Consider the following 21,156-nt stretch of genomic DNA (forward strand, 5'->3'; position numbering starts at 1 on the left):
TTAGGTATCTTGAGGATTTGAGGTTGTGGTAGAATATAAATTAATCTTTTTATAGATATAGAGAAAACGTAAGGACGAAGGGAGAACATACTATGGTCGAAACCAAAAAATATCATGTAGCAGTTGTCGGAGCAACAGGGGCAGTAGGAGAAAAGATGATCGAAACATTAGCCGATCGTAATTTCCCAATTGAAACCTTAACGTTGTTGTCATCTAAGCGCTCAGCTGGAAAACGTGTGCGCTTTCAAGATACAGAAATAACCGTGCAAGAAGCAACACCTGAGAGTTTTGAAGGAGTGGATATCGCTCTATTCTCAGCAGGCGGATCTATTTCAAAATCATTAGCACCTGAAGCGGTTAAAAGAGGAGCGGTTGTGGTTGATAACACAAGTGCTTATCGCATGGATCCAGATGTACCGCTTGTCGTACCAGAAGTGAATAATGAAGACATTGCTAATCACAATGGTATTATTGCGAACCCAAACTGTTCCACTATCCAAATGGTGGCAGCTCTTGAACCAATCCGTAATTTATACGGCTTAAATCGCGTTATTGTGTCGACCTATCAAGCAGTTTCTGGTGCTGGTAATCAGGCCAATGATGAATTGCGAGCTCAGTCAGAAGCTTATCTAAATGGTGAAGAAATGAAGGCTGAGATTTTACCAGTTGGCGGAGATGAGCATCATTATCCAATTGCCTTCAATGCCCTTCCTCAAATTGATAAATTTCAGGATAATGGATATACATTCGAAGAAATGAAAATGATTAATGAAACGAAGAAAATCATGCACATGAGTGAACTTCCAGTAGCGGCAACTTGTGTTCGACTTCCATTCTTTACTTCACACGCCGAAAGTGTTTATATTGAGGTAGATCAAAAGGATGTTACCGTTGAAGCGTTGAAAGAAGCAATTGCCAATGCGCCTGGATTGGTATTAGAAGATGATCCAACAAATCAAGTATACCCTACACCGCAAAGTGCTGAGGGCAAACGCGATGTATTTGTTGGGCGCATTCGCAAAGACTTAGATCAATCTCGTGGCTTCCATATGTGGGTTGTTTCTGATAACCTACTTAAGGGGGCAGCATGGAACTCTGTGCAGATTGCAGAGAGTTTAGTGAAAAATCAATGGCTAAACAAGTAAGCTAGACTCATGAGAAGGGCGGCAGAAAGCGAAGCAAAGCCACGTTGACTGCCGTCTTAAGCTTGTTGAGCCCTCATAAAACTTAAGAAAACACCTTTATATCGCTTTATGAAGCCATAAAAGGTGGTACAACAAGAATTAGTAAATTAGAGGTGTCCGTATGAAGATTTTAGTTCAAAAATTTGGAGGCACTTCGGTAAAGGATGAACAGAGTCGTGAAAAAGCGATTGCCCATGTTCAAAAGGCTCGGGCAGAAGGTTATAAAGTAGTCGTTGTTGTATCTGCGATGGGACGTAAAGGCGATCCTTATGCAACAGACAGTCTTTTAGAACTGATCGATTTTCCTCATACTCGTTCTTCAAAACGAGAACAAGACTTATTGACTTCTTGCGGGGAAGTCATCTCTTCAGTCGTATTCTCGAATGAGTTGCAAAATGTTGGCGTTAGTTCCGTTGCTTTAACCGGAGCTCAGGCTGGTTTTGTTACGAGCAATGACTTTACCGAAGCAAAAATCCGTGCAATGAACCCTGAGCGTATTACCCAAGAGCTTCAATACTCTGATGTCGTTGTGGTGGCAGGATTCCAGGGACAAACGGAATCAGGTGATATTACAACGATTGGCCGGGGAGGGAGCGATACATCCGCTGCAGCTCTTGGAGCGGCTCTTGAAGCTGAATATATTGATATCTTTACGGATGTAGAAGGGATTATGACAGCGGATCCAAGAATTGTGGAGACAGCAAGACCTTTAAAGGTCATGACTTATAACGAGATTGTAAATTTGGCTTATCAAGGAGCTAAAGTTATACACCCAAGGGCAGTCGAAATTGCTATGCAAGCGAAAGTACCAATTCGAGTTCGCTCTACCTATTCAGATGAATTTGGGACTCTTGTAACGCAATCGAGACATGATGGAAGAGGTAAGGACATTCCTGATCGTCCTGTAACAGGGATTGCACATCTGTCTGGTATTGCACAAATTAAAGTATTTGCTAAAGATGAGCCATACCAACTTCAGTCAGAGGTCTTTAAATCAATGGCTGAAGCAGGAATATCTGTAGACTTTATTAATATTTCTCCAAAAGGTGTCGTTTACACCATACCGGATGTTTATACGACCAAAGCTAGAGAAATATTAGAAGCATTAGGGTATGAGCCTGAAATTACCCACAACTGTGCCAAAGTTTCTACAGTAGGTGCAGGCATTACAGGGGTACCAGGTATTGCTGCAAGAATTGTTCACACCCTTACAACAGCCGGTGTTCAAATTTTACAATCAGCAGATAGTCATACTACCATATGGGTCCTTGTAAAAGAGGAGGACCTAAAAGAAGCGGTTAATGCTCTTCATAAAACATTTGAACTACAATTAAACGAATAATTAAGAAAGGAGCATTCGTTTATGAACTTTGGAAACATTATGACAGCCATGGTGACTCCTTTTGACAATCGTGGCAACCTAGATCTTGAGAAAACAACGCAGCTCGTCAACTACTTAATCGATAATGGCTCTGATGGTCTTGTAATCGCCGGGACAACAGGCGAATCACCCACACTAACGGCAGAAGAAAAAATTGCACTATGTAAACATGTTGTAAGCGTGGTAGACCATCGTGTTCCAGTCATTGCGGGTACTGGTAGCAACAATACACACGCTTCTATAGAGTTAACGAAAAAAGCAGAACAAACGGGCGTAGATGGAATTATGCTAGTAGCCCCTTATTACAACAAACCTAGCCAGGAAGGTCTTTACCAACACTTTAGCTCAATCGCTAAAGAAACCTCCCTTCCTGTAATGCTTTATAATATTCCTGGGCGTTCTGTTGTGAATATGGATGTAGACACCATCGTACGCCTATCGACAGTCGACAACATTGTATCTGTTAAAGACGCAAGTGGTGACTTAGATGCGATGACAGAGTTGATTTCTAAAACAAGCGACGATTTTAGTGTCTACAGTGGTGAAGATAGCTTAACGCTTCCTTCTGTCGCGATCGGTGCAAATGGAATTGTATCCGTTTCTGCCCATGTTGTTGGAAACGAAATGCAAGAAATGATTCATGAACTGCGTGAAGGTGACTCTGTGAAAGCAGCAGCGCTTCACCAGCAGCTATTACCGGTCATGAATGCATGCTTTATGGCGCCATCGCCAACACCTGTAAAGACAGCACTTCAAATGAAAGGGTTAGATGTAGGGGGCGTTCGCCTTCCGCTTATTCCTCTCACAGCAGAGGAGCGTAATCGCTTATCAGAAGCGCTAGCACCTTTCCAAAAATAATAATAGACAAAAGCTCCCTGGCCTAGAGTCAGGGAGCTTTTTTAACTAAACGAGAGGAATCCAATCTTGAATCATCACACGAAGTAAAAAGTTATCTAAATAACCACGTTTGAATATCCACTTGATAAAACTTTTATCATTTTGTTCTCATTAAAGCGTGCATGCTTCTTTTTCCATTCGCTCATACTAGGAATAATCATGAAAGGAGCGATTTATTATGGGAAATGAAGATACACCTAAAAAGGGGCAAGACCAAGATCAAGAACAGGACCAGAATCAAAATTCACAATCCTCTTTGATGCAGAAAATTCAGCAGCTAGGTCAGTCGAATGTACCAACGGCGCCGGATTCAAATATACACATTTTACCTATTATTGGTCAGGTAGAGGGACATGTGCAGCTTCCTCCTAAGAATAAAACAACGAAATACGAGCACCTAATACCGCAAATTATTGCGATTGAACAAAATCCTAAAATTGAAGGAGTTATTGTTCTTTTAAATACAGTGGGAGGCGACGTAGAAGCGGGTCTTGCTATATCGGAGATGATTGCTTCTTTATCTAAACCATCTGTTTCTATTGTACTAGGTGGAGGACATTCAATAGGCGTTCCAATTGCAGTTGCCACAAACTACTCGTTTATAGCGGAAACAGCCACAATGACGATCCATCCTATACGTTTAACGGGTCTTGTCATTGGAGTACCTCAGACGTTTGAATACTTAGACAAGATGCAGGAACGAGTGATTAACTTCGTCACTCATCACTCCAATGTGACAGAAGAAAAGTTCAAGGATTTAATGTTTGCTAAAGGCAATCTAACAAGAGATATTGGGACGAACGTTATTGGTGACGATGCTGTAGAATGTGGATTAATTGATGCTGTAGGCGGAGTTAGCCACGCCATGAAAAAACTAAATGAACTAATATCAGAAAAGAAGAAGCAAGATGAGCAGGTGATTCAATGATTCACTACACCCCGCTAAGTGATTACGACATCATTGAGGATGATGCCATGAGTTATGAGAAGCACATGACGATGACAGTTAATGGGAAAATGTGCAGAGTCGAGCAACTCGATGATGGATCCTATCAACTAGTTCAGTTATTATCTACAGATCCACAAGATTACCTCGATCAACAATATGTGCCAGGTACTATCCTTACAAATGGTCTATTGTCCTAAGGAACGGGTATATTTGTTCGCTATTGTTTATGCTATAATATAGACTGAAGGATTGCTTATCCATAGGAGGCATTCTTTGGAACAGAAATCCTGTAACGAGTGCTGTTGCAGGATTTCTTGTTCTCTTATGAGAAATAGTATTGTAGCTAAGAAGGACATTGTATATCTAAAGATCCTTAGTTTGAAAGATGGTGAAAAAATGGCGAAGAAACGTCAAAAGAAAAAACAACAGAAAACACAAGTAAAAGATCAGGTTAAATTTGAGCTCATTGGGCTTTTATTTATATTCTTATCCGTTTTTGGTAGTGGAGCTAGTGCTATATCAGGTGGCGCTATTCCAAATAGTTTAGAGCACTTATTTCAATTCTTTTTTGGTATATGGTATTTTATCGTCTCTTTATTCTTATTTGTAGTGGGAATTTACTTAATGGTGCAGCGTAAATGGCCTATGTTTATACATAAACGCTTTGTAGGCTTTTACATTTTGTTTGCTGCGATATTATTATTAACTCATGTACAGACTTTTGAAGCGGTAATGAAGGATAATGTTGAACCGTCTATCCTGAAAGTTACCTGGAACCATTTCCAGGCTTACATTCAAGGAAAGGTTTCCTCTTCACAATTGGGGGGAGGTTTAATTGGTGGGAGTTTGTTTGCTTTTACCTATTACTTATTTGCTCCGACGGGTGCAAAGATTGTTTCTGTCTTTGCCATGATCGTTGGGGTGCTCTTTTTAACAGAAATTTCTCTTGGCGATCTGTTGAAAAGTGCACTCGATAAAGGGAAAAGCTTCATGAATAACCAATGGACTTCTGTTAAGGACCAAAGAGAACAATATAAAGAAAAGCGCCAAAAAGATAAGCAAGACGAAGAGAAAGAAGAAGCTCCAATTGAATATGGAAATGAGGGTAAACAAACTTCTTCTCAACCTCCTGAACAAGAAGAAAGTACCTCCTCGCCTATTATTCAGGACTTTACGGATAACGCTTATAAACAAGAAGAACCACAAGAGAAGAAACCTGCAAAAGAAAGTCCTCAAGACATCAAATCGGAAGAGGAGGGGTTAGCTGAATCATTACCCCTTACAGAGGTGGAAAACGTTGATTACCAATTGCCATCTTTGAATTTATTAGCTGAACCCACAAAAAATACGCAACAACAAGAACGTTCTAAAATTCAAGCTACAGTAAAAAAATTAGAACAAACTTTTCACAGTTTTGGTGTTAAAGCAAAAGTAACCAAAGTTCATGTAGGGCCATCAGTAACAAAATATGAAGTCTATCCTGATGTAGGAGTAAAAGTAAGTAAGATTGTGAACTTACATGATGATCTTGCTTTGGCTCTTGCAGCGAAGGATATTCGTATTGAAGCCCCGATACCGGGGAAATCTGCCGTAGGTATTGAAGTGCCAAACCAAGAAGTAGCTATGGTAAGTTTAAGAGAGGTGTTAGAGCCTCAGCAACACCAATCAGATTCTAAACTATTATTTGGCCTAGGGCGAGATATCTCAGGTGATGCTATAGTTTCTGAATTAAACAAAATGCCACACTTATTAGTAGCGGGTGCTACAGGAAGTGGTAAGAGTGTGTGTATAAACGGAATTATTACTAGTATTTTAATGAGAGCTAAACCTCATGAAGTAAAAATGATGATGATTGATCCGAAAAAAGTAGAGCTGAATGTATATAATGGAATACCGCATTTGTTAGCTCCTGTTGTTACGGACCCTAAGAAAGCTTCACGTGCACTTAAAAAAGTTGTGTCAGAAATGGAAAGAAGATATGAATTGTTCTCAGATACCGGGACAAGAAATATAGAAGGTTACAATGAACACATTCGAAAACATAACGCTGAAAGTGAAGAAACCCAACCTCAGCTGCCTTATATTGTAGTACTTGTAGATGAACTGGCAGACTTAATGATGGTTGCATCAAACGAAGTGGAAGATGCGATAACACGCTTAGCGCAAATGGCTCGTGCTGCTGGCATTCATTTAATTATCGCCACGCAGCGCCCTTCTGTAGATGTCATTACAGGTGTCATAAAAGCAAATATCCCTTCTCGGATTGCGTTCAGTGTATCTTCACAAACGGATTCTCGTACTATTTTAGATTCAGGCGGGGCGGAAAAGTTACTCGGCCGGGGAGATATGTTATTTATTCCTGTTGGTTCTTCAAAACCGACTCGTGTTCAAGGGGCTTTCCTTTCTGATGAAGAAGTAGAAAGGATTGTGGAACATTGTGTCGAACAGCAAAAAGCACAATATGAGGAAGAAATGATTCCTGAAGAAGAAAGTGAAGTAAAGCAAGAAGTGGATGATGATTTATATGAGGATGCTGTAGCTTTAGTGTTAGAAATGCAAAGCGCAAGTGTGTCTATGTTACAACGAAGGTTCCGAATAGGTTATACTCGTGCAGCAAGATTAATTGATGCTATGGAAGATCGGCGTATTGTAGGACCATATGAGGGAAGTAAACCGAGAGAGGTTCTTGTATCACAATCTTCAGAGGAAATATCTTCTTAAAGAAAGACACTATTGTGTCTTTCTTTTTTTTATGTCATACAGCATCTAGAAAGCGTTTACCCTCTTGTATGCCAGTGTGATCAATCGTTAACTGAATATTTAGTTTTGTCAGAAAAGAGGACATTTTGATAAAAATAGTAGAATTCTATTTATTTATGCTCATAAAAGTGTTATATTAATCTCGAATATGATGAGTCGAACGTCAGATGTCAGATCTCTTAAAAGAGGAAACGCTTGGAGTGAACTACATATGAGTATAAGAACAGATACACGCCATTTATATTTACAAGTCATCGATCAGATTAAGAAAGATATTGATAATGGGAGATACAAAGAAAGGGAAAAACTCCCCTCTGAATTCCAGTTATCGAAGTTATTAGGTGTATCCAGGGCGACATTACGTGAGGCTCTTCGCATACTAGAGGAAGAGAACATTGTAACAAGACGTCACGGAGTTGGAACATTTGTTAACGCTAAACCAATCTTCTCATCTGGTATAGAAGAATTATTTAGTGTAACAGAAATGATTGAAAGAGGCGGCATGAAACCCGGAAGTCAGTACTTATCAACTGAGATGTTAGAAGCGACCGAAGAGGACGTTAAAAAATTTTATCCTTTTCATGTCGAAACATTCGCAAAAGTCGAACGAGTCAGAACAGCCGACGGAGAACCGGTAGTCTACTGTGTCGACAAAATTCCAAAAGGGCTGATTCCTTTAGAACATGTCCATAAAGAAGATTCTATGTTTCAGCTTTTGGAAGAGTATAGTGAAAAAGTTGTGAGTTATGCTGTAACCTTCATTGAACCAGTAGGATACCAGGAACGAATCTCTACAATATTAAATTGTGAGCCAGATCAACCACTCTTATTGTTAAAGCAAATGCATTATACAACGGAAGATGAGCCTGTATTGTATTCGAGTAATTACTTCCGGGCCGACACGTTTGGATTCCACGTTTTGCGAAAAAGAGTGTAAGGGCTTACATTTAGGGTGATTATTTAAGGAGGTGGTGAGTCCGAAGGGGAAACGTTTTGTTTGATAATTGGTATTCTATTAATCTTTTTAAATTCGTAGGGGGTAATGAATTTGAAACAAAGTCGTATTTTATTATTAGCGCTATTAATGGCGCTTGGCATGATGTTAGCTGCGTGTGGTTCAGATGATGATGCTTCAACAGATTCAGACAGCGGTTCTGATAATGAGGATACAGAAGAGACAGACACTGATTCTGGCGGAGATTCCTCAGAAGATGCATCTGGTGGAAATAGTGATTTCACAGTTGCTATGGTTACAGATGTTGGTGGAGTAGACGATAAGTCGTTTAACCAATCAGCATGGGAAGGTCTTAAGCAGTTCGGAGAAGATAACAACTTTGAAGAAGGAAAAGAGTACACATACTTACAATCTAATGAAGCAACTGATTATTCTCCAAACTTAAATCGTCTTGTACAACAAGGATATAACTTAGTTTATGGAATTGGTTATAAGTTACATGATGATATTGAAAATGTAGCTAAACAAAATCCAGACACTCATTTTTCTATCGTGGACGATGTTGTTGAACAGCCAAACGTTGCAAGCATCACGTTTAAAGAACACCAAGGTTCATTCCTAGTAGGTGTTGCGGCTGCTAAGAAAACAAAAACAGATAAAATTGGGTTTGTTGGTGGAGTAGATGGTTTCCTTATTAATAAGTTCGAAGCAGGCTTCGTAGCCGGTGCAAAATCCGTTAACCCTGATATCGAAGTAGAAGTACAATATGCAGGTGGATTTGATCAACCAGCAAAAGGTAAATCAATTGCTAGTAACATGTATAACAGTGGAATCGACGTCATCTACCACGCTTCTGGTGGTACAGGTGTTGGAGTATTTAACCAGGCTAAAGACATCAAACAAAGTAATCCAGATGAAGATGTTTGGGTAATTGGTGTTGACCGTGACCAGTATGAAGAAGGTCAAGTTGGCGACAATAACGTAACGTTTACATCTATGATCAAACGTGTGGACATCGCTGTAGCGGACGTTGCGAAACAAGCTATGAATGGTGAATTCCCTGGTGGCGAACAAATTGCTTATGGTCTTAGTGATGACGCAGTAAGCGTTGCTGAAACAAACGAAGAAGCGTACACTGATGAGATCAAAGAAGCTGTTAAAGAATGGAAAGATAAAATTACAAGTGGCGAAGTAGAAGTTCCAAAAGATCGTGACGAACTTGAAACTTACGTAAACAACTTGTAAGAAATAAGAATGGGTCGAAAGAGGCTGATCTTTTTACGAAAGTCAGCCTCTTTTGTACCTCGTTTAATAAAAAGTCATCAAATGAAAAGGACATCCGATGACCGGCCCTTTTCATTTGCTGATTTTAATCACATGTTTGTTTTAGGACGAACATGAGGAGAGGGTCGATATTCATTTAAGGATATCGTGTTTTCTAATGGAAGTGGGGGAGTGAATAAAGTGGACTATGTTATTGAAATGTTAAACATTCGAAAAGAATTTCCAGGGATTGTAGCGAATGATAATATTAATCTTCAAGTTAAAAAAGGAGAAATCCATGCACTCTTGGGTGAAAATGGTGCAGGAAAATCTACTTTAATGAACGTTCTTTTTGGGTTATATCAACCTGAAAAAGGTGAAATTCGAGTTAATGGCAAGCCGGTTAAGATCACGAATCCTAACATTGCTAACGACTTAGGGATTGGAATGGTGCACCAGCACTTTATGCTTGTTGATACTTTTAGCGTTACAGAAAATATCATTTTAGGTTCTGAACCGAAAAAATCAGGAACTGTAGACATAAAGAAGGCTGAGGCAGAAGTACAAGAAATTTCAGAACGTTATGGGTTGAAAGTTGATCCAACAGCTAAAATTAAAGATATCTCTGTTGGAATGCAGCAACGTGTGGAGATCTTGAAAACCCTTTATCGCGGGGCTGATATCCTTATATTAGACGAGCCAACAGCGGTCTTAACACCTCAGGAAATTCATGAATTAATAGAAATTATGAAAACCCTTATTCAAGAAGGGAAATCTATTATTCTAATTACACACAAACTAAAAGAAATCATGGAAGTATGTGATCGATGTACGGTTATTCGTAAGGGTCAAGGTATTGGCACTGTCGATGTTAGCGAAACGTCTACAACAGAACTTGCATCATTAATGGTTGGTCGGGAAGTTAGCTTTAGTACAGAAAAGACTCCTGCTCATCCTGAAGGAGATGTACTCAAGATTTCCGATCTTAGAGTTAAAGATTCACGTGGTGCTGAGATGGTAAAAGGATTACAGCTTGACGTTAAAGCAGGAGAAATCGTTGGTATAGCTGGGGTAGATGGTAACGGTCAAAGTGAACTTATTGAAGCGATAGCTGGTCTTAGAAAGGTAGAATCAGGTTCTATTCTATTAAATAATGAAGACATAACTCATTTTAAACCTAGAAAAGTAACAGAATCTGGGGTAGCGCATATCCCTCAAGACCGTCATAAGTTTGGTCTTGTACTTGATTTTCCAATTGGAGAAAACATGGTTCTACAAAACTATTATCAAAAACCCTACTCTTCTATGGGAATTTTAAATTATAAAGAGATTTATAAACAAGCAAATAAATTAATTAAAGAATACGACGTCCGTACACCGAGTGAACACACCCCTGCAAGAGCATTGTCTGGTGGTAATCAGCAAAAAGCTATTATTGGACGGGAAGTGGACCGTTCCCCGGACTTATTAATTGCTGCACAACCGACTCGTGGTTTAGATGTTGGGGCGATTGAATTCATTCATAAGAAGTTGATTGAGGAGCGGGACAAAGGCAAGGCCGTCTTGCTTTTATCCTTTGAACTAGAAGAGATTATGAATGTAAGTGATCGAATAGCCATTATGTTTGATGGGCAAATCGTAGCTAATGTTCGTCCTGAAGAAACGACAGAACAAGAGTTAGGGTTATTAATGGCAGGTAGTCAAGTAGAAGAGAAAGCAGGTGAAAGCTAATGCTCTCAAACCAGAGATTTATTAATGTTTTAATCCCGATTATTTCAGTCATTCTTGGGTTATTAGCTGGTGCTATCATTATGCTATGCTTCGGCTATAATCCTATAGATGGATATTCCGCCCTATACGAAGGTGCTTTTGGGAATTCCTATTTTACTGGCGAAACCATTGTAAAGGTTGCCCCTTTAATATTATCGGGAATAGCAGTTGCGTTTGCTTTTAGAACTGGATTGTTTAATATCGGTGTAGAAGGTCAGGTATTTGTAGGATGGTTAGCTTCTGTTTGGGTTGGTATTTCCTTTGAAGCTCCTATGATTATCCATCTTCCTCTTGCCATATTAGCAGCGGCGGTAGCTGGTGCGTTATGGGGATTTGTTCCTGGATTTTTAAAAGCACGTTTTGGCGTTCATGAAGTAATCGTTTCGATTATGATGAACTATATCGCTTTATATACATGTAACGCATTAATACGTAATGTGTTAACTGATCGTTTGGATAGTACGGACCGAGTAGCGGATTCAGCATCGTTATCTTCACAGCTGTTTTATGATTTAACAGGTTCTCGTCTCCATTGGGGGGCAGTTATTGCTTTATTACTTGCTTTTGTGATGTGGTTTATATTAGAAAAAACCACTAAAGGATATGAACTACGTTCCGTAGGGTTTAACCAGAATGCTTCTAATTATGCCGGTATGAATGTGAATCGTAATATTGTGTATTCTTTCTTAATTTCTGGTTCATTTGCTGGGGTGGCCGGAGCCATGCAAGGTCTTGGTACATATGGAAATATGTTTGTCCAATCAAGTTTTACAAATATCGGATTTGATGGAATTGCCGTAGCGCTCTTAGGTGGTAACACAGCTCTAGGGTCTGTGTTTGGAGCTTTCTTATTTGGGACATTGAAAAATGGAGCTGGAAGCATGCCCCTTGTTGCCAATATACCGAAAGAGTTAGTTGATATTATTGTTGCACTAATTATTTTCTTTGTAGCATCAGGCTATATTATTCGCTGGGCGTTAACACGTGTTAAAAGGGAGGAAAAATAAATGAATATCATAGATATTTTACTAGCGATTATTCCTGTTACGATCTTTTACGCTGCTCCTCTTATTTTAACAGCCCTAGGCGGGGTATTTAGTGAACGTGCAGGCGTGGTTAATATTGGTTTAGAGGGCTTGATGGTGATGGGTGCTTTCACGGCTATTGTCAGCAACTTAATGTTGGCTGATACGCTTGGTAGTTTAACACCTTATGTCTCCCTTTTATTAGCAGCTATTGTGTCAGGGCTCTTCGCGATTATTCATGCCGTTGCCTCCGTTTCATTTAGGGCAGACCAGGTCGTTAGTGGCGTAGCTATTAATTTCCTAGCTCTTGGAGTTTCTTTATTCTTAGTTCAAGAACTTTACGGAGCAGGTCAAACGGGTCAAGTTTCGCAGCCCATTTATACACAAGACATTCCTCTTTTAAGTGATATCCCTATTATAGGAGAAATGTTTTTCACTCACCATATTACCTCATACCTTGCAGTTATTCTTGCGTTTGTAGTGTGGTTCGTGATTTTTAAAACGCCATTTGGACTTCGTCTTCGTTCAGTAGGGGAACACCCTATGGCAGCAGACACCAACGGAATTAACGTGTACCGTACACGTTATATTGGCGTCATCTTATCTGGAGTTTTCGCTGGTCTTGGTGGGGGAGTCTTCGCTTTGACGATTACAGGTAACTTCTCCGGGGCTACGATTAGCGGGCAAGGATTTATGGCACTTGCGGCTATGATCTTTGGAAAGTGGCATCCTTTAGGCGCAATGGGAGCGGCGTTCTTCTTTGGTTTCGCTCAAAGCTTAAGCGATGTGGCAGCTGGAATTCCTTTATTAGAAAGTATTCCGTCTGTTTTCCTATTAATAGCACCTTACGTTTTAACGATTCTTGCCTTAGCTGGATTTATTGGGCGGGCAGAAGCGCCTAAAGCAATCGGAACTCCTTATATTAAAGGTAGTCGATAAAATTTCAAAAAGTTTAGTAATAAGAACTAGCAGTCAAGCACCCTAAAGATCAAGATCTTTAGGGTGCTTTTTTGGGTTAAGATGTGCCAGTCTTATTAATATCAAAATAACGAATTTAAAAGTTAATGAGAGATTCGCATCTATAAAGATATCGTATAAAAACTTAGTAGTAACTCCGAAAAGATGTAAGAAATAATGAAAAAGAGTTCATACAGCTAAATCCTCCTTTAGTCGTATACCTATTACATATGGTTATAAGACGTATAAAGTATTTTTAAAGGCTAACTGGACATGGTACATTAATATGTGAATATTCAGAAAAATAATAAGGCAGAAGACGTTTGCGTAAGAGAAGGATTGAGATCTTTTGTAAGCGTTTTCTTTTAGGGGAGGGGAAATCTTTGTTAGGTATGGAGAGTGTTTCAATTGCTGTTATTTGGGTTTTGACAGTACTGTCTACGGTTGGATGTGTCATTTATGGAGCATTAATGTGGAATAAAGGAGGGAATTAGGAATGAATATGTCTATTTTAATCCCTCTTTGCATTGCTTATATTGGTGTAATGTCGGGATTGGCTTACTATGGTTATAAAAAGACGGTAACAGAATCAGATTATTTACTGGGTGGAAGAAACATCAACCCTATCGTTATGGCTCTTTCTTATGGGGCTACATTTATTAGTACGTCTGCCTTAGTAGGATTTGGTGGAGTAGGCTCTGTTTTTGGTATGGGCCTTCTATGGTTAGCATTTTTAAACATTGTGTTAGGGATATTTGTTGCGTTTGCTGTGTTTGGCACTCGTATTAGGAGATTATCCCTCGAACTCGACGCTTCTACCTTTCCGTCCTTATTGGGTAAGCGGTTTAATTCAAAATTTATTACCGTTTTTTCCGGTGCTATGATCTTCATCTTTATGCCGGCTTATACGAGTATTGTATTAATTGGAGGGGGACGTTTCCTACAGGAATCTTTATCGCTGAATTTTAACTTATCCCTTTTTATTTTGGCTGCAATTATTGCTTTATATGTTATTAGCGGTGGTATTAAAGCTGTGATGTACACGGATGCATTTGGAGCTGTGATTATGCTAGTTGGAATGGTGATTCTTCTAGTTGTTACTTATCAGTCTGTTGGTGGTGTCGTTGATGGCCATGCAGCCTTAACAGCTTTGAAAGATATGGTCCCGGATTCACTGAGTGCTGGCGGGCACCAAGGTTGGACGAGTATGCCGGTTTTAGGAAGCCCTCTTTGGTGGACGCTTGTAAGTACCATTATTATGGGTGTAGGGATCGGTGTTTTAGCACAGCCTCAGTTAATGATGCGATGTATGACAGTTAAAGATGACAGAGCTTTATATCGATCTGTTTTAATTGGAGGGTTATTCATCTTCTTCATGACGGGTGCTGCATTTATCATTGGGCCATTGAGTAATGTTTATTTTGTTGAAACCACAGGGCAACTCTCCATTGCAGCAGCAGGAGGGAATTCTGATTTAGTTATTCCAAAGTTTATTAATAGTCTAATGCCAGAGTGGTTTATCTATTTATTTACGTTGACCTTATTGTCAGCAACGATCTCCACTATTAGTTCATTGGTGCACTTACAAGCTTCTGCTTTTGGTGAAGATATTATGAAAACACTCGGTGTTAAGAGAGGGAAAAATGGGCACAGCATGACGCGGATCGGAGTAGTGATTGGAATGTTGGCTGCAATTGGTCTGGCGTATGTATTACCTGGAGGTGTCATTGCGAGAGCGACGGCATTTTGGTTTGGAATATGTGCAGCTGGTTTCCTCCCTACTCTAATGGGGGCATTATTTTGGAAAAAGGCTTCTAAGAACGGGGCTATTTTTAGTATAATAACAGGATTCTCAGTCAGTATATTAGGGTTTTTGTTTCTTCATGTGAAAGAGTCAGGGGTGATTGGGTTATCAAGTGCTATATTTGGGAAAGATGCATTGCTGGCATTCCCATGGACACATATTGACCCCTTGATGTATTCATTACCTTTGTCGGCGATTGTTTTTGTAACTGTAAGTTTATTAGACAGGGATAAGGATTTAAAAGCTGATACTGAGATGAAATCGATTGTAAAGTAATTGACTACACCGCTCTTTTCTTAGTTAAGAATAGGGGCGGTGTTTTTGCGTGTGATCCACATTTCTCATTATTCGCATTCTAAATGAAAACACGTTACAATCAAAGAATACTTAAACTATTGGATAGTTTTTCATACATTAAGATAAGCTAACCATAACAAGTGTGACTCAAGAAGGAGGAAGTCCGATGTCAAACATTGAAGAACATGTATTTAAACAAGAGGGATACCAGTTACACATGATCCCTACGAAGAAATATAAAACAAATACAATTGCAGTTAAATTAAAAGCCCCGCTCAATCGAGAGGGAATAACAAAGAGGGCGTTGTTGCCGTATGTACTCCAACAGGCGACAAGCAACTACCCTTCTGCTCGGGCTTTTCGCACGGCTTTAGATAGCTTATATGGCGCTGTATTAAGTGTGGATTCTTCTAAAAAAGGGGAGGACCACGTTATGACGTTTCGAATGGAAATCCCAAATGATGAAATGCTTTCAGCAGATGAATCTTTGCTAAAGCAAGGGCTTGATCTTATGAATGAAATGATTTTTCATCCTAAAGTAGATGGGAAAGAGCTTGATTCTACCATTGTTAATCGTGAGAAACAAACGCTTACCCAAAAGCTCAAGTCGTTGAAAGACGATAAAATGAGTTATGCCAACACACGTCTAATTGACGAAATGTGTAAAGAAGAACCATATCGATTCCATGTTCATGGGTATGAGGAAGACCTTAAAGACATTAATGCCGAGAATCTTTATGCTTACTATAAAGAAATGCTTGAGTCAGATGATATGGATATCTATGTACAAGGAAATTTAAACCCTGAGGATGTTAAGCAACTTGTTAGTGCTACCATTAAACGTTCTAACAACCCGGAACGTTCGAAAAATGGAACGACGCAACAAGCCGCCCCATCTGAAGTTAAAGAAATCATTGAACATCAAAATATTCAACAAGGAAAACTTCACCTTGGTTATCGTACCTCCATACGGTATGGGGATGAGGACTACTATGCTTTGCAAGTTTTTAATGGAATATTTGGCGGGTTTCCGTCTTCGAAATTGTTTATGAACGTACGCGAAAAACATAGCCTGGCTTATTATGCCGCTTCACGCTTTGAAAGTCACAAAGGGCTCCTTCTTGTCTTTTCTGGAATTGATCCAAACGACTATGACCAAGCAAAGGACATTATTGAAAAACAGATGGAAGCTATGAAAGCAGGCGAGTTTTCTGAAGAAGACGTTCAAGAAACGAAGAAACTGGTAATTAATCAACTACGTGAGACAATGGACAATCAACATGGGCTCATTGAATTAATGTATCATCAAGTGTTATCAGGAGCCTCTGTAACCCCTGAGGATATTATACAAAATGTTGAGCGTGTGACTCATGAAGATGTATTACAAGTGGCAAAGAAAGTAGCGTTAGATACCGTCTACTTCTTAACGAAAGAAGAAGGGGGAAATGAATAATGAAAAAAACACACTATGAACAAATACAAGAAACACTTTATTCCAAAAAGCTTGATAACGGCTTAGAAGTCTATTTATTACCTAAACGAGAAATGGCAAAAACATTTGCAGTTTTTACAACCGAATATGGCTCCATTGACCAAACGTTTACACCACTTGGTAAGGATGAGCAGGTTACAGTTCCAGAAGGGATCGCTCACTTTTTGGAACACAAACTTTTTGAAAAAGAAGATCGTGATGTATTTCAGGATTTCACAAAACAAGGTGCCTCTCCAAATGCGTTCACATCATTCACAAGCACGGCATACTTATTCTCGGCAACAAGTCAAATAGAAGAAAACGTACAAACGCTTCTTGATTTTGTGCAGGATCCTTATTTCTCGGATGAATCCGTTGAAAAAGAAAAAGGAATCATTGCTCAAGAAATTCGTATGTATGATGATCAGCCTGACTGGAGGTCGTTCTTCGGTACAATCCAGAGTTTATTTGAGAACCATCCTGTAAAGATCGATATAGCAGGAACAGTTGATTCCATTCAGGAAATCACGAAAGAAGACCTTTATACATGTTATGAAACGTTTTATCATCCCTCGAATATGACGTTTTTCTTAGCTGGTAATTTTGATCCTGAAAGCATGATGGAGCAGATTGAAAAAAACCAAAATGCAAAATCGTTTGCTCCACAAGAAGAAATTAAGCGTTCCTATCCTGAGGAACCGAATGAAGTAGCTGAAAAACATAAAGTCATTGAAATGCCTGTGTCTGTATCGAAATGTTTAGTTGGTGTTAAAGAAGATACATCCAGTCTAACAAAAGACACGTTCCTCCAAACGGATATGATAAAAAGTATGGTGTTAGATCATTTCTTCTCTAAAAGCGGTGAATACTTTGAGAAGCTATACAAGGAAGATCTAGTGGATGATAGCTTCTCATTTGAAACTCATCTTCATAAAACGTTTGGTTTCACGATTTTAGGCGGGAACACTCGTCAACCTGAAGAATTCCAAAAACGAGTGAAAGAAATGCTTCATGAACTTAAAGAAAGAGAACTAACTGATGAAGAATTTGAACGTATGAAGAAGAAACGAATTGGACAGTTCTTACGTTCTATGAACTCTTTGGAATTTATTGCTACAACTTTTGTGCAATACCGTCACTTAGGTATCGACCTCTTCCAGGTACTACCTGAAATTGAAAAGCTAACAAAGAAAGATGTTGAAGACCATATTCAAAACTGGATTTCAGAAGACCGTATCGCTGTTTGTGAAGTACGTTCTTCTGATTCATAAAAGGAATGCATTATGAAAACATGTTTCATACTTGGGGCTAGTGGAGGGATCGGGCAAGCTATTGCTAAAAAGCTTGCCGGGTCCGGCTACGGTCTTATTTTGCATTATCAAACCAATCATGAAGCCATTGACCAATTATGCAAGAATCTTCCTGATGGGTCCGTTTTGCAGACAGTCCAAGGAGACCTGCGTCAAGAAGCTTCGGTTTTAAATATGCTTGATCAAATTGCTTTTTCAGTAGATGCTCTTGTAGTTGCGAGCGGAACGAGTCTTGTTAAGCTCTTCCAAGATGTAACAGTTAATGAAATGAATGATGTATTAGCGATTCATGTGAAGTCACCCTGGTTAATTTCCCAAAAACTACTTCCTGATATGATTAAAAAAAGAAGCGGACACATTATTTTGATCTCTTCTATATGGGGAGAAGTAGGAGCGAGCTGTGAGGTTGTTTATTCTTCCGTAAAGGGTGCTCAAGATAGCTTCGTGAAATCCCTCGCTAAAGAAGTTGGGAGATCAGGCGTACACGTAAATGGGATAAGACCAGGTTTTATTCGTACAAGCATGAATAATCAGCTCTCAGATGAGGAATTGATTGATATAGAAGAAGATATCCCGTTAGGTAGACTTGGTGAACCCGGAGATATAGCAAATACCGTTCATTTTTTAGTTGGTTCAGGCGCTTCTTATATCCAAGGAGAAATAATAAATGTGAATGGCGCTTGGAATGGTTGATTTTCGCTAAGCAGATGAATAATTCTTTCCTTCATCACAAATGATAACAATGTAAGAACGAGTCATATGAAGGAGGAAAAACCATGTCTGTATTAGATAACTGGGGTTCATGGAAAGACTTTCTAGGGGATCGTCTCCATCAAGCTGAAGGCGATGGGTTAGATGACCGTGCCGTATCAGAATTAGCTTATGAAGTAGGCGATTACTTAGCAAACCAAGTGGATGCAAAGAATGATCAGGAAGCAGTTCTTCGTGATCTGTGGAGTGTTGCTTCTAAAGAAGAACAACACGCTATTGCAAACATGATGGTGAAGTTAGTTCATAATAACGGCACCAAGTAATAAGAGGGGGGGATCCCCTCTTATTTTTTTTTTTTTTTTTTTGAGTAAAATTGGTATATGGCTGATGGTTGATTTTAAGGAAAAATGATTGATTAACCGGTGGTTTGGGTACGTATAGGAATAGATGAGTAAAGGCAATACGAAACGTTTCAGAAATCAAGACATTATATCCTTTTCTAATATTTGAAAATCATTTATGATAGTAATAGTATTCAAAAAACTTGAATTGGAAAAGTTTATGGATCAATCGAGTGACTTGACTCGGTCTTTTTATAGAAGAAATATGGCTAGGAAGGAGTTGTGATATGGAAAAGAAAGAGTGGTACTTAGAATATGAAATTCAGGTTAACCGACCTGGTTTATTAGGAGATATCTCCTCACTTTTAGGAATGCTTTCCATTAATATTATTACAATAAATGGGGTTGAGGATTCCAGACGAGGAATGCTTTTGCTTTGTAAAAACGATGAGCAGATTAATCGCTTAAGATCCATACTTGAAACAATGGATACGATTAGCATTACGAAATTTCGTCGTCCTAAACTGCGGGACCGTTTAGCTGTTAGGCATGGCAGATATATACATAGCGATATTGATGATAAGAAAACGTTTCGTTTTGTGCGTGAAGACCTTGGTTTGTTAGTTGATTTCATGGCAGAGCTATTTAAGAAAGAGGAACATAAACTTATTGGAATTAGAGGGATGCCACGAGTTGGGAAGACAGAGTCCATTGTCGCAGCTAGTGTATCTGCTAATAAAAAGTGGTTGTTTGTCTCTAGTACATTGTTAAAGCAGACGATACGCAGTCAATTGATTGAAGATGAGTATTCTTCTGATAATGTTTATATTCTAGATGGGATTGTGTCTACACGGCGAGCAAATGAACGCCACTGGCAATTGGTACGTGAGATTATGCGTTTACCTGCAACAAAGGTTGTTGAGCATCCTGATATGCTCGTACGAGAAACAGAATACAAACTGGACGATTTTGATTATATTCTTGAGCTTAGAAATGACGAGAATGAAGAAATTACATATGAAACAGTCGACAAGCCAGACTTAGATCAAAAAGACGGCTTTTCCATGTTTGATTTTTAAGATGGAAGGTGTTATGCAATGGAAATAGGTGCTAGATTAAAGGAAGCAAGAGAATCACAAAACATGTCCCTTGAAGATGTGCAAAACGAAACGAAAATTCAAACTCGTTATTTACAAGCGATTGAAAAAGGGAATTTCAGCATTATGCCAGGTAAGTTCTACACAAGAGCTTTTATACGTCAGTATGCAGAAGCGGTCGGTTTAGACCCGGAAGCGTTAATGGAAGAGCATAAAGGTGAGCTGCCCTCCTCAAGTGAGGAAGAGTATATTCAATATACCCGTCTTCAAAGGCATAAAGATGAATCCTCCTCAGGTAAAAATTCGGCATTTATGTCCTTTTTACCGAAGTTAATAATTATTTTACTTATTGTCGGTATTCTTGCTACAGCTCTCTTCTTCTATCAGAAATCCATGGGTTCTGAAGGAGATAATGGAAACCAGCCTCAGCAAGAAGACGATACAGTGGATATGTATGAACGATCCGATGATGCACAAAGCGATGAAGATCAAAAGCAAGATGAGGGCGAGAAAAAATCGGGAGATGATCAATCGGATAACTCTTCAACCGATCAGCCAAAGGAAGATAAAACGGATGAAAGTAAAGATGAGCAAAAAGCTGATGAAGCAGAAAAAGCCAAAGAAGAACCGAAGCAAGAGCTTGTATTGAAGGAAAAAGGTAAACCATCAAATGGGACGACACCAATATCTGTTTATGAGCTTAAGAACGCCGATGAAATGAAGGTCACTTTTTCAACAGTAAATGGTTCTACAAGTTACGTAGACATTCGTGATGCTTCAGGAAGTATCATTTTTATGGAGAATGGCATCAAAGATGGCCAGGAGGTAGACCTGAGCGGACAAAAAGAAGCGACAATTAATATTGGTCGCACGCCAGGAGTTAAACTTAAGGTAAATGGTCAGGATCTAAAATATCCGATTTCTCCAGACGTTCAAGACGTACAAAAAATTCGTTTAATGAAAGCTTCAGCAGAATAACACCAG

The 21,156-nt window shown here is 39.2% G+C and carries 19 protein-coding genes; all 19 read left to right on the forward strand.

The window, feature by feature from the left end:
- Positions 1 to 92 precede the first annotated feature (92 nt).
- The 19 genes from asd to QNI29_RS10325 all read left to right on the forward strand — a co-directional run bounded on the left by asd (position 93) and on the right by QNI29_RS10325 (position 21,150).
- The gene (gene asd, locus QNI29_RS10240; RefSeq protein WP_231416394.1) at positions 93 to 1,145 is read left to right on the forward strand and encodes an aspartate-semialdehyde dehydrogenase; all 1,053 of its coding nucleotides are present in this window, start codon (positions 93 to 95) and stop codon (positions 1,143 to 1,145) included.
- 160 nt (positions 1,146 to 1,305) lie between these two features.
- Positions 1,306 to 2,526 carry an aspartate kinase gene (dapG, locus tag QNI29_RS10245; RefSeq protein ID WP_231416395.1) on the forward strand — a complete coding sequence of 407 codons (1,221 nt, stop codon included), beginning with the start codon at positions 1,306 to 1,308 and terminating at the stop codon, positions 2,524 to 2,526.
- 21 nt (positions 2,527 to 2,547) lie between these two features.
- A complete protein-coding gene (gene dapA / locus QNI29_RS10250; RefSeq protein ID WP_231416396.1) occupies positions 2,548 to 3,423 on the forward strand; it encodes a 4-hydroxy-tetrahydrodipicolinate synthase in 876 nt (291 codons plus the stop codon).
- Positions 3,424 to 3,640: 217 nt separating this feature from the next.
- Positions 3,641 to 4,390, forward strand: a complete 750-nt coding sequence (locus QNI29_RS10255; protein ID WP_370635420.1) for a ClpP family protease — start codon at positions 3,641 to 3,643, stop codon at positions 4,388 to 4,390.
- Positions 4,387 to 4,608, forward strand: coding sequence for a YlzJ-like family protein (locus QNI29_RS10260; RefSeq protein ID WP_231416397.1), 222 nt, complete (start codon positions 4,387 to 4,389; stop codon positions 4,606 to 4,608). The genes QNI29_RS10255 and QNI29_RS10260 overlap by 4 nt, the downstream gene beginning before the upstream one ends.
- Before the next feature lie 199 nt (positions 4,609 to 4,807).
- Positions 4,808 to 7,132 carry a DNA translocase FtsK gene (locus tag QNI29_RS10265; RefSeq protein WP_231417559.1) on the forward strand — a complete coding sequence of 775 codons (2,325 nt, stop codon included), beginning with the start codon at positions 4,808 to 4,810 and terminating at the stop codon, positions 7,130 to 7,132.
- A 250-nt stretch (positions 7,133 to 7,382) separates the two neighbouring features.
- Entirely contained in the window at positions 7,383 to 8,108 is a 726-nt protein-coding gene (locus tag QNI29_RS10270; protein WP_231416398.1) for a GntR family transcriptional regulator, read from the forward strand.
- A 105-nt stretch (positions 8,109 to 8,213) separates the two neighbouring features.
- Positions 8,214 to 9,371, forward strand: coding sequence for a BMP family lipoprotein (locus tag QNI29_RS10275; RefSeq protein ID WP_231416399.1), 1,158 nt, complete (start codon positions 8,214 to 8,216; stop codon positions 9,369 to 9,371).
- Between the two features lie 219 nt (positions 9,372 to 9,590).
- Positions 9,591 to 11,120, forward strand: coding sequence for an ABC transporter ATP-binding protein (locus QNI29_RS10280; RefSeq protein ID WP_231416400.1), 1,530 nt, complete (start codon positions 9,591 to 9,593; stop codon positions 11,118 to 11,120).
- A complete protein-coding gene (locus QNI29_RS10285; protein ID WP_231416401.1) occupies positions 11,120 to 12,166 on the forward strand; it encodes an ABC transporter permease in 1,047 nt (348 codons plus the stop codon). Before QNI29_RS10280 ends, QNI29_RS10285 begins: the two co-directional genes overlap by 1 nt.
- The gene (locus tag QNI29_RS10290) at positions 12,167 to 13,123 is read left to right on the forward strand and encodes an ABC transporter permease (protein WP_231416402.1); all 957 of its coding nucleotides are present in this window, start codon (positions 12,167 to 12,169) and stop codon (positions 13,121 to 13,123) included. It begins immediately after the preceding gene.
- Positions 13,124 to 13,533: 410 nt separating this feature from the next.
- Positions 13,534 to 13,635 (forward strand): symporter small accessory protein, encoded by a 102-nt coding sequence (locus QNI29_RS21130; protein ID WP_354665941.1) that lies wholly within the window; start codon positions 13,534 to 13,536, stop codon positions 13,633 to 13,635.
- Between the two features lie 2 nt (positions 13,636 to 13,637).
- Entirely contained in the window at positions 13,638 to 15,221 is a 1,584-nt protein-coding gene (locus QNI29_RS10295; protein WP_231416403.1) for a sodium:solute symporter family protein, read from the forward strand.
- A 187-nt stretch (positions 15,222 to 15,408) separates the two neighbouring features.
- The gene (yfmF, locus tag QNI29_RS10300; RefSeq protein ID WP_231416404.1) at positions 15,409 to 16,695 is read left to right on the forward strand and encodes an EF-P 5-aminopentanol modification-associated protein YfmF; all 1,287 of its coding nucleotides are present in this window, start codon (positions 15,409 to 15,411) and stop codon (positions 16,693 to 16,695) included.
- Complete coding sequence (gene yfmH / locus QNI29_RS10305) at positions 16,695 to 17,984, forward strand: EF-P 5-aminopentanol modification-associated protein YfmH (protein ID WP_231416405.1); 1,290 nt, start codon at positions 16,695 to 16,697, stop codon at positions 17,982 to 17,984. Before yfmF ends, yfmH begins: the two co-directional genes overlap by 1 nt.
- A gap of 12 nt (positions 17,985 to 17,996) precedes the next feature.
- Entirely contained in the window at positions 17,997 to 18,716 is a 720-nt protein-coding gene (ymfI, locus tag QNI29_RS10310) for an elongation factor P 5-aminopentanone reductase (RefSeq protein ID WP_231416406.1), read from the forward strand.
- An 83-nt stretch (positions 18,717 to 18,799) separates the two neighbouring features.
- A complete protein-coding gene (locus QNI29_RS10315; RefSeq protein WP_188649856.1) occupies positions 18,800 to 19,057 on the forward strand; it encodes a DUF3243 domain-containing protein in 258 nt (85 codons plus the stop codon).
- Between the two features lie 305 nt (positions 19,058 to 19,362).
- The gene (locus QNI29_RS10320) at positions 19,363 to 20,154 is read left to right on the forward strand and encodes a DUF3388 domain-containing protein (RefSeq protein ID WP_231416407.1); all 792 of its coding nucleotides are present in this window, start codon (positions 19,363 to 19,365) and stop codon (positions 20,152 to 20,154) included.
- An 18-nt stretch (positions 20,155 to 20,172) separates the two neighbouring features.
- Complete coding sequence (locus QNI29_RS10325; RefSeq protein WP_231416408.1) at positions 20,173 to 21,150, forward strand: helix-turn-helix domain-containing protein; 978 nt, start codon at positions 20,173 to 20,175, stop codon at positions 21,148 to 21,150.
- The last annotated feature ends 6 nt before the right edge of the window (positions 21,151 to 21,156 follow it).

Source organism: Pontibacillus chungwhensis (assembly GCF_030166655.1).
Classification (GTDB): Bacteria; Bacillota; Bacilli; order Bacillales; family BH030062; genus Pontibacillus.

What these genes read in the sequence shown, in the direction of transcription:
- QNI29_RS10265 (WP_231417559.1), top strand. Translation starts at nt 4,808, where the DNA reads ATGGCGAAGAAACGTCAAAAGAAAAAACAACAGAAAACACAAGTAAAA.
- QNI29_RS10315 (WP_188649856.1), top strand. Translation starts at nt 18,800, where the DNA reads ATGTCTGTATTAGATAACTGGGGTTCATGGAAAGACTTTCTAGGGGAT.
- QNI29_RS10290 (WP_231416402.1), top strand. Translation starts at nt 12,167, where the DNA reads ATGAATATCATAGATATTTTACTAGCGATTATTCCTGTTACGATCTTT.
- QNI29_RS10275 (WP_231416399.1), top strand. Translation starts at nt 8,214, where the DNA reads ATGAATTTGAAACAAAGTCGTATTTTATTATTAGCGCTATTAATGGCG.
- QNI29_RS10270 (WP_231416398.1), top strand. Translation starts at nt 7,383, where the DNA reads ATGAGTATAAGAACAGATACACGCCATTTATATTTACAAGTCATCGAT.
- asd (WP_231416394.1), top strand. Translation starts at nt 93, where the DNA reads ATGGTCGAAACCAAAAAATATCATGTAGCAGTTGTCGGAGCAACAGGG.
- dapA (WP_231416396.1), top strand. Translation starts at nt 2,548, where the DNA reads ATGAACTTTGGAAACATTATGACAGCCATGGTGACTCCTTTTGACAAT.
- QNI29_RS10295 (WP_231416403.1), top strand. Translation starts at nt 13,638, where the DNA reads ATGAATATGTCTATTTTAATCCCTCTTTGCATTGCTTATATTGGTGTA.
- ymfI (WP_231416406.1), top strand. Translation starts at nt 17,997, where the DNA reads ATGAAAACATGTTTCATACTTGGGGCTAGTGGAGGGATCGGGCAAGCT.
- QNI29_RS10325 (WP_231416408.1), top strand. Translation starts at nt 20,173, where the DNA reads ATGGAAATAGGTGCTAGATTAAAGGAAGCAAGAGAATCACAAAACATG.
- QNI29_RS10255 (WP_370635420.1), top strand. Translation starts at nt 3,641, where the DNA reads ATGGGAAATGAAGATACACCTAAAAAGGGGCAAGACCAAGATCAAGAA.
- QNI29_RS10260 (WP_231416397.1), top strand. Translation starts at nt 4,387, where the DNA reads ATGATTCACTACACCCCGCTAAGTGATTACGACATCATTGAGGATGAT.
- yfmH (WP_231416405.1), top strand. Translation starts at nt 16,695, where the DNA reads ATGAAAAAAACACACTATGAACAAATACAAGAAACACTTTATTCCAAA.
- QNI29_RS21130 (WP_354665941.1), top strand. Translation starts at nt 13,534, where the DNA reads ATGGAGAGTGTTTCAATTGCTGTTATTTGGGTTTTGACAGTACTGTCT.
- dapG (WP_231416395.1), top strand. Translation starts at nt 1,306, where the DNA reads ATGAAGATTTTAGTTCAAAAATTTGGAGGCACTTCGGTAAAGGATGAA.
- QNI29_RS10285 (WP_231416401.1), top strand. Translation starts at nt 11,120, where the DNA reads ATGCTCTCAAACCAGAGATTTATTAATGTTTTAATCCCGATTATTTCA.
- QNI29_RS10320 (WP_231416407.1), top strand. Translation starts at nt 19,363, where the DNA reads ATGGAAAAGAAAGAGTGGTACTTAGAATATGAAATTCAGGTTAACCGA.
- yfmF (WP_231416404.1), top strand. Translation starts at nt 15,409, where the DNA reads ATGTCAAACATTGAAGAACATGTATTTAAACAAGAGGGATACCAGTTA.